At 66.3% G+C, this 14,027-nt stretch carries 12 protein-coding genes; 4 read left to right on the top strand and 8 right to left on the bottom strand.

From position 1 onward, the window contains the following. The first annotated feature begins 64 nt into the window (after positions 1–64). Positions 65–1,513 carry a methyl-accepting chemotaxis protein gene (locus H512_RS23140; protein ID WP_053239681.1) on the top strand — a complete coding sequence of 483 codons (1,449 nt, stop codon included), beginning with the start codon at positions 65–67 and terminating at the stop codon, positions 1,511–1,513. Positions 1,514–1,578: 65 nt separating this feature from the next. Here H512_RS23140 and H512_RS0108280 read toward each other — a convergent pair whose 3' ends face one another. Genes H512_RS0108280 through H512_RS0108270 form a run of 3 tightly spaced genes read right to left on the bottom strand, consistent with a single transcriptional unit; the run spans position 1,579 to position 3,348 of the window. Continuing rightward, on the bottom strand, positions 1,579–2,412 hold the full coding sequence (locus tag H512_RS0108280) for an FTR1 family iron permease (RefSeq protein WP_036790755.1): 834 nt from the start codon (positions 2,410–2,412) through the stop codon (positions 1,579–1,581). 38 nt (positions 2,413–2,450) lie between these two features. Beyond that, positions 2,451–2,759 (bottom strand): cupredoxin domain-containing protein, encoded by a 309-nt coding sequence (locus H512_RS0108275; protein WP_026783056.1) that lies wholly within the window; start codon positions 2,757–2,759, stop codon positions 2,451–2,453. 49 nt (positions 2,760–2,808) lie between these two features. Further along, positions 2,809–3,348 carry an iron transporter gene (locus H512_RS0108270; RefSeq protein WP_036790753.1) on the bottom strand — a complete coding sequence of 180 codons (540 nt, stop codon included), beginning with the start codon at positions 3,346–3,348 and terminating at the stop codon, positions 2,809–2,811. Positions 3,349–3,616: 268 nt separating this feature from the next. On the opposite strand from H512_RS0108270, the gene H512_RS23135 reads away from it, so the two are divergent. Further along, complete coding sequence (locus tag H512_RS23135; protein ID WP_053239680.1) at positions 3,617–5,068, top strand: 4Fe-4S binding protein; 1,452 nt, start codon at positions 3,617–3,619, stop codon at positions 5,066–5,068. Positions 5,069–5,277: 209 nt separating this feature from the next. On the opposite strand, the gene H512_RS0108260 is transcribed toward H512_RS23135, so the two are convergent. After that, positions 5,278–5,721: an RrF2 family transcriptional regulator gene (locus H512_RS0108260; protein WP_026783054.1), complete on the bottom strand. Its 444-nt coding sequence runs from the start codon at positions 5,719–5,721 to the stop codon at positions 5,278–5,280. 272 nt (positions 5,722–5,993) lie between these two features. Here H512_RS0108260 and H512_RS0108255 point away from each other — a divergent pair, with 272 nt between their 5' ends. Next, the gene (locus tag H512_RS0108255; RefSeq protein WP_084798369.1) at positions 5,994–6,947 is read left to right on the top strand and encodes an aldo/keto reductase; all 954 of its coding nucleotides are present in this window, start codon (positions 5,994–5,996) and stop codon (positions 6,945–6,947) included. A gap of 136 nt (positions 6,948–7,083) precedes the next feature. Next, entirely contained in the window at positions 7,084–7,587 is a 504-nt protein-coding gene (locus tag H512_RS0108250) for a GFA family protein (RefSeq protein ID WP_026783052.1), read from the top strand. A 92-nt stretch (positions 7,588–7,679) separates the two neighbouring features. Here H512_RS0108250 and H512_RS0108245 read toward each other — a convergent pair whose 3' ends face one another. The 4 genes from H512_RS0108245 to aspA form a co-directional block, all read right to left on the bottom strand. After that, positions 7,680–9,011: a sigma-54-dependent transcriptional regulator gene (locus tag H512_RS0108245; protein WP_026783051.1), complete on the bottom strand. Its 1,332-nt coding sequence runs from the start codon at positions 9,009–9,011 to the stop codon at positions 7,680–7,682. After that, positions 9,004–10,878, bottom strand: coding sequence for a sensor histidine kinase (locus H512_RS0108240; protein ID WP_245585373.1), 1,875 nt, complete (start codon positions 10,876–10,878; stop codon positions 9,004–9,006). The genes H512_RS0108245 and H512_RS0108240 overlap by 8 nt, the downstream gene beginning before the upstream one ends. Before the next feature lie 115 nt (positions 10,879–10,993). Then, the gene (locus tag H512_RS0108235; protein ID WP_026783049.1) at positions 10,994–12,292 is read right to left on the bottom strand and encodes a dicarboxylate/amino acid:cation symporter; all 1,299 of its coding nucleotides are present in this window, start codon (positions 12,290–12,292) and stop codon (positions 10,994–10,996) included. Between the two features lie 39 nt (positions 12,293–12,331). After that, entirely contained in the window at positions 12,332–13,765 is a 1,434-nt protein-coding gene (gene aspA, locus H512_RS0108230; RefSeq protein ID WP_026783048.1) for an aspartate ammonia-lyase, read from the bottom strand. Positions 13,766–14,027 lie beyond the last annotated feature (262 nt).

Raw genomic sequence — 14,027 nt, 5'->3', positions numbered from 1 at the left:
AACCATCAGCCACTCAAGCACCAAGCCTACATCTTTCGACTACCCATCGATCGAGGAGCAAGCGATGTTTCATTTCTCACGGCCCGACGAGCAACTGGCGGCAATCAGCGCTTCCCAGGCGGTGATCCGCTTCGATCGGGACGGTACGGTGGTCCATGCCAATCCGATCTTCCTGAAGACCATGGGCTACGAGCTGGCCGAGATCCGCGGCAAGCACCACCGTGTTTTCATGCCGGACGGCGAGGCGGACGGCCCCGCCTACGCCGCCTTCTGGGCGGCGCTCCAGCGCGGCGAGGCGCAGGCCGGCGAGTTCGAGCGGAGGACCAAATCGGGGCGGGTGATCTGCCTGCAAGCCACCTACAGCCCCATCCGCAGCACGGCCGGCGAGGTGACCGGCGTCGTCAAGGTGGCGACCGAGGTGGTGTCGCGGCGGGCGGCCGAGGAGCGGGCGGCGCGGCTGCTCGGCGTCCTCGACCAGTTGCCGATCGCCATCATGACCTGCAACCCCGCCACTTATGTCATCGACTACGTCAACCAGACCGGGGTCGAGACCATCCGCCGCGTCGAGCAGTACCTGCCGGTGAAGGCCGACCAGCTGGTCGGCACCAGTATCGACATCTTCCACAAGGCGCCGCAGCACCAGCATCATCTGCTGTCGACGCTCGGCAACCGCCGCCACCGGACGGAGATCAGCATCGGCCCGGAGACGCTTGACCTCAACGCCTCCATCGTGGCCGGCCAGCCGCTCCTGACCTGGGCGATCGTCAGCGACCGGGTGGCCATGGTCACCGGCATCGACGAGGCCGTCGCCACCATGAAGGAGGTCGGCGTGCAGGTTTCCGCCGCCAGCACCCAGCTCAAGGCCAATGCCGCCGAGACGGTGGCGCTGTCCGGCACCATGGCAGCCGCCACCGAGGAGCAGTCGGCCGCCCTCGGCGAGGTGGCGCAGCGCGTCGCCGAATCCGCCGATCTCGCATCGCGGGTCAGCGCCGCCGCCAGCGGCACGCAGGACAAGCTGGCGCAGCTCGATCAGGCGGTGCGCGGCATCGCCGAGGTGGTCAACCTGATCACCAGCATCGCCGAACAGACCAAGCTCTTGGCCCTCAACGCCACCATCGAGGCGGCGCGGGCCGGCGAGGTCGGCAAGGGCTTCGCCGTGGTCGCCGCCGAGGTGAAGGCGCTGTCCGACCAGACCAGCAAGGCGACGCTGTCGATCTCGCAGCGCATCGCCGACATCACCGACGGCACGCGGATGACCGTCGAAAGCGTCGACGAGGTGCTGGCCGGACTGCGCAGCATCGCCGAGTTGTCGGCCGCGGTGGCCGGCGCCACCGAGGAGCAGCGGGCGGTGGCCAGCGAAACGGCGGCGGCCGTCGCCTCGCTGGCCGTGCAGTCGCGCCAGACCGATGGTGCCGCCCGCGACGTCGAGAGCATCGCCGTCAAGGTCAACTCCGCCACGATGCAACTCGCCGACAAGGTCGGCTCGTTCCTGCACAAGCTGGCGGACGGCTAACGCAAACGGCCCCGGCGCTTCCACGAGAAGGCGCCGGGGCCGGAGACAATGCCTGGACCGTCAGATCAGGCGGCGGCGGTCACCTGCCGCCGCGGGCGGTAGATCAGCAACAGCACCACGGCCCAGTAGCCGGCGAAAGCGATCAGCTCCATCAGGTTGGGCGTCGCCCGGTAGCCGGTCAGCGCCGAGATGAAGCCGCCGGTCGCGTTGCCGTCGGAGAGCAGCCAGCCGCTGTCCCAGAGGCGGCGCGACAGGCGCGGCAGGATCTCGAGATCGATCAGGCCGTCGATGCCGGTCATCAGCAGCGCGCAGGCAAGGAACAACAGCATCACCTCGGTGATGCGGAAGAACAACCGCCAGGACAGCACGCGGCTGCCGGCCTGCAACAGGCCGTAGCTCAGAAGCGCCAGCGCGAAGCCGAACAGGCCGGCGCCGACACCCGACACCAGACTGCCGGCGGCGCCCGACGACAGGATGCCGTAGAGGAAGATCACCGTCTCGCTGCCCTCGCGGGCGACGGCGACCAGCGCCAGCACGAAGACGCCCCACCACGACTGGCGGGTGACGGCGACCGCCAGCTGCGTTTCGAGGTCGCGCTTCATCGAGCGGCCGTGCTTGCGCATCCAGAATACCATCTGGAGGATCAGCGCGGCGGCGATCAGCACCACGGTCGTCGTGTAGGCGAGTTGCGCCTCCTCGGAGATGGCGTCGCCGAGCCCGACCAGCAGGGCGGCCAGAACGCCGGCGAAGGCGAGGCCGGCGGCGACGCCGCCCCACAGATAGAGGCGGGCGCGGCCGGTGTCGCGCGTTTCGGCCCTGAGCCAGGCGTCGAGGATGCCGATCACCAGCAGCGCCTCGACGCTCTCGCGCCAGACCACGAAGGCTATGGAGCCGAACATTGCATCAGACCTCGTCTTGACCCGTCAGCACCGGTCGCTCACTTGGCGATCAGCACGGCGGGCGGCGCTTCCGGGTGGAAGTCGTCGAAGAAGGAGTATTCGCCCGGATCGAGGTACTTGATCACCATGGAGGTGGTGACGCCCGGCCCGATCACCTTTTCCTTGCGCAGCGGCACGCTCTCGAACTCGGCCGGCGTCTTGCCGAGGTTGACGAGCTGCAACTCGAAGCGGGTGTCGGCCGGCACCTCGATGCGGCTCGGCGTCACCGTGCCGTCGTTGAACTCGATGCGGAAGACCGGATCGTCCTCGGCGGCGGCGGGACCCGCCGCCGCGAGGACCACGAGCAGGCAGCCGGCGGCCTGGCAGAACCGCCGCCGGTGCGTCGTGCGGGGCGCCTCAGTAGCCACCCTTCTTCCCCGTGCCGGCGAAGGTGAACTCGTAGTTGGTCTCGAAGGGCGCGAACCACGGGGCGACGCCGGTCTCCTTGTCGACGTGGCGGCCGAAGGCCATGTGGCCCTCGCCCGACGGCGGCGCGATACGGAAGGTGAGCGTGTAGTTGCCCGGACCGTCGAGCTTGATGTTGTCGCCGTAGTGCGGGCCGTCGGAGGCGACCATGGCCATGGCCGGGCCTTCGGCGACGGTCTTGCCGTCCTTGACCAGCTTGTAGCTAACCTGAAGATCGGGCACCCAGTCGCCGTTGGCGAAGCCGTTGACGTTGTCCTTGGTGGCGTGGATGTCGGCTTCGAGGTGGATGTCGGCCTTGTCGGCGGCCAGCATCATGCCGGCCGGCTCCATCTCGATCGGCTGCAGGTAGACGGCGGCCACTTCCATGCCGCCGCCGAACTGCGGCTCGCCAATCGGATACTCCAGCGCCCAGGCGCTCGTCGCAAGTCCGAGGGCGGCCGAAGCCGCGACCAGTCCGGTCAAGATACGCATTCTGTTGCCCCTTATTTGCAAATGATTGTCAGGAGTAGGTTCGTTTGCGACGGCGCGTCAACCGTGGGGAAACTCCTGATGGCCGAAGGTTGGATCATTCAAGATGATGATTCTTTAGATCTCTTCTGAAGTCTCATGGCGTGCGCGGGCTATATGCGGGAAACCACCAGCTTGCAGTCCTGATGCAATTGCGAGCAGTTAGCATTTTAGCGCCCTTCACGGACGGGTGAATCGCGCCTTGGTGACATCGGTGTCGGAGGGACACATCATGAACAGGCTCGTCCATGGCGACGCCTTTGCTGGCACCCCGGTGAAATCCCTGGCCGACATCGAGAAGGTTCAGCCCCCGGGCGCCTTCACCCGCACCATCGAGGCGCTGTTCGTCGGCTGGCGGCGACATTTCGGCTGGATCCAGGTGCTGATGTTCGTCGTCTTCCTGGTGGTGATCGGCCTGCCCCTGCTCATGCCCGATCCGCCGGCCGAAAGCGGCATCCTCACCAACCCGACGCTGTTCCTGCGCTACATGCTCTGGGGCATCTGGTTCCCGCTGGTTTTCCTGTCGGTGATCGTGCTCGGCCGCCTGTGGTGCGGCACGCTCTGCCCGATGGGCGCCGCCTCCGAGCTTGCCAACAAATACGGCCTGCAACGGGCCATTCCCGGCTGGATCAAGTGGGAGGGCACCCCCGCCCTCAGCTTCATCATCATGACGCTCTACGGCCAGACGCTCGGCGTGCGCGACCATCCGGAAGCGGCGGCCGGCCTGTTCGGCGGCACCATGCTGCTGGCCATCGCCATCGGCGGCCTCTACGGCCGCAACAAGCGCGTCTGGTGCCGGCATCTCTGCCCGATCGGCCGCGTGCTCGGCCTCTATTCCCGCCTGGGCGCCGTGCAGTTCGCGCCGAAGGTGCTGCTGGGTGGCGGCGACGCCTACACCGAGCGCGGCGCCTGCCCGACGATGATCGACCTGCCGAGGAAGCGCGAGAGCCGCCACTGCATCGAGTGCTTCCGCTGCGTCAATCCGAAGGCGGCCGGCAGCATGCGTCTCGAACTGCGGCGGCCCGGCGTCGAGGTCGAGGAGATCCGCGACCATCGCGCCAACAAGGCCGAGGCGTGGTTCCTGTTCCTCGACACCGGCGTGGCGCTCGGCGGCTTCCTGTGGCTGGTGCTGCCGCAATACCAACAGATGCGCCAGGGCCTCGGCGTCTGGGCGATCCAGAACCACATCGACTGGATCACCCGCGTCGGCCCGTCCTGGCTGATGAGCGTACATCCGGCCCGCGCCGAAACCTTCCTGTGGCTCGACTTCCTGATGATCGTCGGCTTCATGCTCGGCACCATGGCGGTGCTCACCGTCGTGCTCGCCTGCCTCACCGCCGTCGGCGCGATGATCGCCCGCAAGCTGGGCGCCGATGGCGGCTTCGGTCAGGTGTTCACCGAACTTGGCTACCAGTATGCGCCGGTGGCGCTGATGAGCCTGATCATCGGTCTCGGCGCCGAGTTGCTCAACCCGCTGCGCGACACCGCCATCGGCATCGAGGGCGTGCACGTTATCCGCGGCGGCCTGTTCCTGATCGGCGTCGTCTGGAGCATCTGGCTCGGCGACCGCATCCTGAAAAGGCAGGGGATTGACCTCTCGAAGCGCTGGCTGCCGCTCTTGCCCGGCATCGCCGGTAGCCTGTTCGTCGGCTTCGGCTGGTGGCCGGCCATCTTCGGTCTGTGACCGTCAGGGAAATCGAAGCCGGCCGAGAGGGTGGGTGGCGGCAATAGCCATCCACCTCGGCGGCCGAAAACGCAAAATCGAACCACTCCAAACGCCGGCCTGCCGTCTAGCCTTTCGAGACATGTGGCGGCGTCCTCGGGCGTTGCCGCCGATTGCCCGAAACGAGACAACCGATGGCGACGCCGGCTGCGCCCGCACCTGGACGCGGTCTACTGAGCGAGCAAAGAGCCGGCGGTATTCGACTTGTCCAGCATGTCGGCAAGCGTGGTGCCGTCAAGCACCTTGGCGATGGCGTCGCGCACCTCAATCATCACGAGGCGCACGGCGCAGGCCGAGAGATCGCCGCAGTCGTCGCAGGGCTGGAAGGCGGTGCGGCTGGCACAGGCGATCGGCGCCAGCGGTCCGTCGAGCGTCCGCACCACCGGCCCGATGACGATCTCGGACGGCGGCCGGCTGAGCGCGAAACCGCCGCCGGGGCCTTTCCACGAACGGACGAAGCCGGCGTTCTTCAGGTCGCGCATGATGGCGTCGAGGAACTTCTTGGAGATATTTTCGCGCGCGGCGATCTCCGCCACCTGGATCGCCTTGCCCGGTTCCGAGCGGGCGAGGAAGACCAGGGCCTTCAGCCCGTATTTGCCCTTCTTGGTCAGCATCGAAACCTCCGGACGCCGAGCGGCATAGCGGCGCGTGGACGCGGCGTCAACCGGCGCATCCTTACCCCGCCACGGGGCAACAGGAGGCGGTCATCTTGTCCGGCCCGAAGCCGGCGGGCAAAGCACGTGCGGCAAAAGGGGCGTATCGCGGCATATCGTTCCAGCATCTCCCGGCAAAAGGAAATCTCAAGCCTGATGATCCGCCGCAATATTGACTAGCCTTCTCAGGAATACCAGCCACGGCCGGCCACCATTGCCTGGGAGACGGGAGCATGCCGGAAGACCGAATGCCGCGCTTTCTCGCCACCGCCAGCGGCGCGCCGCTGTCGCGGATCGGGCTTGGCACAGCAGCCTTCGGCGCGGCCGGCGACGACGACCTCGCGGAGGCGACCATCCGCCGCGCGCTCGACCTCGGCATCAACTGGCTCGACACCGACGCGGTGTTCGGCCTCGGTGCCGCCGAGCGGGCGGTTGGCCGCGTCCTCGCCGCCTTGCCGGCGGCAAGTCGCCCCTTCATCGCCACCGCCGTCGGCTTCGACTGGGACGGCCGCAGCCGCCGGGCGGCACGACAGCCGACGCTGGAGCCGCGCCGCCTGCGCCAGCAGTTCGAGCGGTCGCTCGGCCGGCTCGGCGTCGAGGCGGTCGACCTCATCAAGCTCAACCTCGCCGACGGCACCACCGACGCGCTGTTCGAGGATGCCTGGTCGGCGCTGATCGACCTCAAGCAGGGCGGTCTTGCCCGCGCCATCGGCCTCGTCGCCCCCGACAGCGCCCGCCTCGAACGCGCCGAGCGGATCGACGCCTGCGACGCCGTCTACGTCGAACTGTCGCTGATCGACCGCCGCGTCGGCGACAGCGATCTGCTGTGGCGACGGACGCCGGCGCCGGCCGTCATCGCCTACCGGGCGCTGGGCGGCGGCGCGCTGCTTCACGCCAAACCGGATGCCGACGAGCCGTGCCTCGCGCCGCTGCGGCGGCTCATCCGGACGGTCGCCGTCCGCCGCCGCGTGACGCCCGCCGCCGTCGCCGCCGCCTGGAGCCTCGTCTGGCCGGGTATCGCCGGCGTCGCGGTCGGCGCCCGATGTCAGGAGCATGTCGAGGCCGTCGCCGCCGCACCGGACATCGACCTGTCGGTGCGGGACCTGTCCGACATCGCCAACCTCCTGCCGGCGCTCGGCGGCGGCCGCGGTCCCGTGCATCCCCGCCGTTTCGCCAAGGCGGCGTGAAGCCGGCCCCGGCGGATTGGTTCTTTCCGGCGATATCGTCTCTGGCAGGGAGACAGGGGGCTTGCCTGCCGGCGCCGGCCCGTCGACAATCGCCCGGCCGGCCGCCGGACGCCGGCCGGTTGCGGAGGAGCCAAGCATGGATGAAGTCCGTCTCACCGGGGGCTGCCAGTGCGGCGCGGTGCGCTATGCGCTCAGCCAGCGGCCGCGCAACGTCCACGTCTGCCATTGCCGGATGTGCCAGAAGGCGGTGGGCGGACCGTTCGCGGTGATCTGCCCGATTCCCAAGGCGGCCTTCCACCTGACGCGTGGCGCCCTTGCCTATTTCAGGAGTTCGGACGTCGGGCGGCGGGGCTTTTGCAGCGCCTGCGGCACGCCGATGACCTTCGATTACCCTGAAGACGACGAGTTCGGCGTGCTGGCCGGCACTCTCGATGAGCCCGACCGGGCGGCGCCGGAGAATCAATACGGCAATGAGAGCCGGGTCTCCTGGTTCGCCACCCTGACAGAGGTGCCGGGCGACAGCCCGACCTATGCCAGCAATCCTGAGATGCTGCATCGCATCAGCAGCAGCAACCACCAGCACCCCGACCACGACACCGACGTCTGGCCGCCGGCAGCCGGCGGACCGTCGGCCTCCTAGGCTGTGCTGCGTGCAGATCGGATTCGACGCTGGTGAAGAAGACTGGCGAGCGTGTCTTTAACATGCTCAGGCAACCAGACTATCGCCACACCCTAGCGAATCGAGAGTTTGTACTTCCGGATACGATCGTGAAGGGTGGTCTTCGCCATCTTGAGATCTTCAGCGGCGCGTGACAGCGACATGCCGTTGCGACGCAGCGCCTCGGAAATCAGCCGGCGCTCGAAGACTTCCAGCGTTTCCGTCAGCGACCGGCGGTTGTCGCCATCCGGGTCGTCGAGCGGGAATCCCTCGACGTCGCCCAGCACCCAACGGTCGGCGGCATTCTTGAGTTCACGCACGTTGCCCGGCCACTGGTAGGCCATCAATGCCTGCAGTTTGTCACTGTCGACACGCGGGACCGGGCGGCCGTAGCGGGCGGCGGCCTGATGGGCGAAATGCTCGAACAGCAGGCCGATATCGTCGCGCCTTTCGCGCAGGGGCGGCAGGCGCAGTGTCGCGACGTTGAGACGATAATAGAGATCGGCGCGGAAGCGCCCCTGATCGGCAAGTTCGCGCAGGTCGGCCTTGGAAGCGGCGATGACACGGCAGTTGATTTCGATCACCTGATTGGAGCCGAGCCGCTCGATGGTTCTCTCCTGAAGCACGCGCAGCAGCTTGATCTGCATCTGCATCGGCATGCTCTCGATCTCGTCGAGGAACAGCGTGCCGCCATTGGCGTGCTCGATCTTGCCGATCCGCCGCTTGGCGGCTCCGGTGAAGGCGCCGACTTCGTGACCGAAAATCTCGCTGTCGATCAGGCTCTCGGGCATGCCGCCGCAATTGAGGGCGACGAAGTTGCCGTTCTGGCGCGGGCTCGAATCGTGCAGGCATTGGGCGACCAGTTCCTTGCCGGTGCCCGTTTCACCCATGATCAGCACGTCTGCCGCGGCTTGGCCGAGATCGACGATGCGCCGCCGCACCATCTGGATCTGCGGCGATTTGCCGATGATGCGCGTTTCGAGATTCTGGCCGTTCTTGAGCTGCCGGCGCAGGTCCCGAACCTCATGCACCAGCCGGGACTTCTCCAGCGCGCGACGCGTGACCTCGACGAGATGGATCGATGAGAAGGGCTTTTCGATGAAGTCCTGGGCGCCCTCCTTCATGGCCTGAACGGCGAGCGAAATGTCGCCATGGCCGGTCATCAGCACCACCGGCAGGTCGGCATCGAAGGCGCGGATGCGCGCCATCAGCGCCATGCCGTCCATGCCGGGCAGGCGAATGTCGGAGACCACCACCGCCGGCACGTTCTCGGTGATGTAGCGCCAGGCACTCTCGGCGCTGTCGACCGCATCCGCGACGATGCCTTCCAGCACCAGCGCCTGCTGGCAGCCGCGCCTGACATTGGGATCGTCTTCGACGATCAGCACCCTGAATGCGTCAGGCATCGATGGTCTCCGAGGCGAGCGCCGACGGCAGCTCAAGGACGAACAGCGCCCCGCCGTCGTCGATGTCGAGAGCCGACAGCGAGCCACCGAAGTCTCTGGCAATACCGGCCGAGATGGCAAGCCCCAGTCCGAGGCCGCCCCCCGAGTCCTTGGTCGTGAAGAACGGCTCAAACAGCCGGCTCCGCACGCTCTGGCTCAGTCCGGGGCCGTTGTCACGGACTTCGATGCGGACGCGCGCGCCGTCACGCCGGACCGACAGGTGGAGGCGCGGCTCCTCCACCCCTTCGACCGCGTCGATGGCGTTGGCGAGCAGGTTGACCAGGATCTGTTCCAGCCGGTTGGCGTCGGCGAGCACGGCGAGATCGTCCGGCTCGACGTCGATCTCCGGCCGGATCGACCGTTGCGACAGGCGGCGGTCGAGGAAAAACAGGGCGTTCTCCATGGAGCGCCGCACATCGACCGGTCTCGGCATGCCGGTGGATTTGCGCGCGAAGGATTTGAGCTGGCTGGTCAGCGTCCCCATGTGCGTCACGAGTTCCGAGATGAGCTTCAGGTTGCTCTCCGCCTCTCCGGGAAGCCCCCGCTGCATGAACTTGACCGCATTGTCGGAAAGGGTGTGCAAGGCGGCGAGCGGCTGATTGAGTTCGTGGGCGAGCCCCGCCGACATCTGGCCGATCACCGCGAGCTTTCCGGCATGCACCAGTTCGTCCTGCGCCTCCTTGAGCGTCCGCGTCCGCTCCTCGACCTTGCGCTCGAGTTCGTCATGCGCGCGTTGCAGCGCTTCGCGGGCGCGCAGCCGTTCCCACGTGCGCACGCGCAGTTGATAGAGGGCGATCATGGCGACGCCCAGTATGACGCCGCCCGCCGCGGCCAGCGCGGCATTCAACCAGGCCATGGTGCGCAGATCGCCAAAGGGCGAGAGCACGGTGAGGCGCCAGTCGGTGCCTCTGAGCGGCGCCGACTGGGACAGGAAAAGGCCGGAGACCGGAAAGGCTTGAGACGCCTCCGCCTCGGGGCGAACAAGTTGGACGATCTCGTCCGCGCCGAAGCCGACGACCCCCAGCGACTTGAGGCCGAGCGGCGGCAAAGGGCGCGCGTTGTAATGGAGCGATTGCGCAAGGTCCCGGCGGCGCTCCTCGCTGAGCGGCGTCAGGGTGGTGAACTTCCACGACGGGACGGAGGCAAGAATGACGACGCCGTTCTCGTCGGTGACCAGTACCGGCGCCTCGACGGTCGACCATGACGTCTCGAGCTGCTCCAGACTCACCTTGACGACCGCCACGCCCATCGCGTGCTCGTCGACGAGTATGGGGGATGCGAGATAATAGCCCGGCTGGCCGCGCGTCGTACCGATGCCGAAGAAGCGACCGGTTCGTTTCGCCATGGCATCGTGGAAATAGGGCCGGTAGGACAAGTCCTCGCCGATGAAGCTGTCGGGCTGGTCCCAGTTGCTGGCGGCGATCACATGGCCGCGCGAATCGAGAACGTAGATCGACAGCGAGCCGGCGCGCTTGTTGAGTTCGGAAAGGTAGCGGTTGATCCGCCGCCTCTGGTCCTCGCCGCCGTTGACGAGGAGGTCGACGACATCCCGCTCAAGACCGAGCGTCGCCGGGAAGAAGGCATATTTGTCGATCTCGCGTTCCAGGCTGGTCTCGTAGAGATCGAGCCGTTGACGCCCGCGATCGGCCAGGTAAGCGAGGCTTGTCCCCTCGCTGACCTTGAATCCGATAAAGCTCAGCGTCAGCGCCGCCGCAAGAATGACGGTCAGCATCAGAGCGAGCGATCGCTGGGCATGGCGTTGAGTCATGGGCCGCGAGGCCTCCGGCCGTCTCCGTCTATGCGACGGTTTCTGCTTGGCACCGACCACATCGCTTGTCCAGAGACGTTGGCAAGTTGGCCGCATCGCCAAGTCATCCGCCTCGTTGCCGGCAGTTGCCGGCGAAACGCGCCGCCCGCCTCCGGGGCAGGCGGCGCATTGTCCGTCAGGCCGCTTCGGGAGCGGCTTCCATCTCGATTTCCTCGACGCTTTCCTGAGCGTCGTAGGCGTTTTCCCATTTGGCGATGACGGCCGTGGCAATCGAGTTGCCGAGCACGTTGGTCGCCGTGCGGCCCATGTCGAGGAACACGTCGATGCCCATGATCAACAGCACGCCGGCTTCCGGCAGGTTGAACATCGGCATCACCGCGGCGACGACGACGAGAGCCGAACGCGGCACGCCGGCGATACCCTTCGACGACACCATCAGCACCAGCAGCATGGTGATCTGGGTGCCGAGATCCATCGGGATGTTGTAGGCCTGCGCCACGAACAAGGCGGCGAAGGTGGTGTAGATCATCGAGCCGTCGAGGTTGAACGAATAGCCGAGCGGCAGCACGAAGCCGATGACGCGCTCGGAAATGCCGAGACGCTTCAGCGCTTCCATGACGCGCGGATAGGCGGCCTCGCTCGACGCGGTCGAGAAGCCGAGGATCATCGGATCGCGAATGGCGCTGAGCAGCGGGAACACCTTGTTCTTCAGCACGAGGTAGGCGAGGCCGATCAGCACGGCCCAAAGGATCAGCAGGGCGAAATAGAAGCCGCCCATGACCTTGCCGTAGACCGTCAGCACGCCGAGGCCCTGGGTGGTGACGACGTTGGCGATGGCCGCGAACACGCCGATGGGGGCGAACAGCATGACATAGCTGGTCACCTTGAGCATGGCGGGAACGGCGCCCTCGATGGCGGTGGCCATCGTGTCGGCCGCCTTGATGTGGCGGACGTTACCGAGCGCCAGGCCGAAGAACACCGAGAACACCACGATCTGCAGAATCTCGTTGCCCGCCATGGCCTCGAAGATGTTGCGCGGGAAGACGTGGGTCAGGAAGTCCTTGAGGTTCAGGGACGACGTCTTGAGATCGACGGCGGCGTTGACGTCCGGCAGCGGGATGCTGAGGCTGCCGCCCGGCTGCAGCAGGTTGGCGAGGACGAGACCGATGGTCAGCGACAGGATCGAGGCCATCAGGAACCAGCCGATGGCCCGGCCACCGATGCGGCCGACGGTCTTGGCGTCGCCCATGTTGATGAGGCCGGAAACCAGCGTCGCGAAGATCAGCGGCGCGATGATCATCTTGATGAGGCGGAGGAAGATGTCCGTCATCATCGCGAAATAACTGGCGACCGCCTTGGCGTCATCCGGCGTGGCGGCCGTCTTGTTGCAGACGTAACCGGCAAGGATGCCGAGGACCATGGCGATGAGAATGTAAGTCGACTGGCGCGACTTCTTCTGCGGGGTTGTGTTCATGGCGTGCATTTGCGTGTACCTTGGGTTCCCTGATTATAGTTATTGTACGAAAGCCTCGGACCGGGCTTTGAACAGGCGCGGATGGGTGAGAACATCGGGACGGAGAACGTCCGCGAGTTCTTCCTCGCTCATCAGCCCCCGCTCGAGCACCAGTTCGGCAACACCCCGGCCGGTCCGATGAGCCTCCACCGCCACTTCCGTGGCATTGGCGTAACCAATGAACGGGTTGAGCGCGGTGGCGATGCCGATCGAGTCGCGGACGATGGCCTCAAGCCGCCCTTTGTTGGCGGTAATGCCGTCGACGCATTTGTCGGCGAGGATGTAGCAGCCCTGCCTCAGGTGGGTGATCGACTTGAAAAGGCTGTGGGCGATGATCGGCTCGAAGGCGTTGAGCTGGAGCTGGCCGGCCTCGGCGGCGAGCGACACCGTCATGTCGTTGCCGATGACCTCGAAGGCGATCTGGTTGACGACTTCCGGGATCACCGGGTTGACCTTGCCCGGCATGATCGACGAACCGGCCTGACGGGCAGGCAGGTTGATTTCGCCGAAGCCGGCGCGCGGACCCGACGACAGAAGGCGCAGATCGTTGCAGACCTTCGACAGCTTGACGGCGACGCGCTTCAGCACGCCCGACAGCTGCACGAAGGCGCCACAGTCCTGGGTCGCCTCGATGAGGTTGGGCGCGGTGATCACCGGGATGCCGGATATCTCGGCCAGATGGCGGCAGACCAGCGCGGCATAGCCGGGATGGGCGTTGATGCCGGTGCCGATGGCGGTGGCGCCGAGATTGATCTCGCGGATCAGCTGCGCGGCTTCCTTGAGGCGATCCTCGTCCTCCTCGAGCATCACGGCATAGGTGGCGAACTCCTGGCCGAGCGTCATCGGCACGGCGTCCTGGAGCTGGGTGCGGCCCATCTTCAGCACGTCGCGGAACTCGTCGGACTTGCGCTGGAATGCCGCCCGGAGATGGGCCATGGCATCGACCAGCCGGTAAATGCCGGCATAGGTCGCCACCTTCAGCGCCGTCGGATAGACGTCGTTGGTGGACTGGCTCATGTTGACGTGTTCATTGGGATGCAGGCGCTTGTACTCGCCGCGCTTCGCTCCCATGATTTCCAGTGCCCGGTTGGCGATCACCTCGTTGGCGTTCATGTTGGTGGAGGTGCCGGCGCCGCCCTGGATCACGTCGACGACGAACTGGTCGTTGAGCCGGCCATCCCGGATTTCGCGGCAGGCGGCGACGATCGCATCGGCGACCGGCGGCGGCAGCAGCCCCAGTTCGGCATTGGCGCGGGCAGCGGCCTGCTTGATCATCGCCAGCGCGCCGATGAGGTCGGGATATTGCGCGATCGGCGTACCCGTCACGGGGAAGTTCTCGACGGCGCGCAGGGTATGAACCCCGTAGTAGACGCTGTCCGGTACCTCCAGGTCGCCGAGCAGGTCGTGTTCGATTCTTGTCTTGTCTGTGGGCATCACTCTCTCCCAGTTTTCAGCCCGTTCGCCCAAGAAGGCTTGGCCATACCGGCAAGTGGCGTGCCAACAGCGCCGCGAAGACGTGATCAGCAAGTGATTGTTATGTAACGTCTTTCCGCGGGGCGAATATCGGCTTGTTCGGAAATCCGAACGATGTGTCCGCATCGTGACGTGATGGCTGATCCTGCGGCGGGCGTCGTTGCAACTCATTCTCGGCTGCAACAACTGATCGTATTGTTATCAAAAGGTTTCTATCGGAATT

It is taken from the genome of Pleomorphomonas koreensis DSM 23070, from assembly GCF_000425185.1.
GTDB classification, from domain to species: Bacteria; Pseudomonadota; Alphaproteobacteria; order Rhizobiales; family Pleomorphomonadaceae; genus Pleomorphomonas; species Pleomorphomonas koreensis.
The sequence above is the reverse complement of the archived record's forward strand: the minus strand, read 5'-3'. Positions and strand labels throughout refer to the sequence as shown.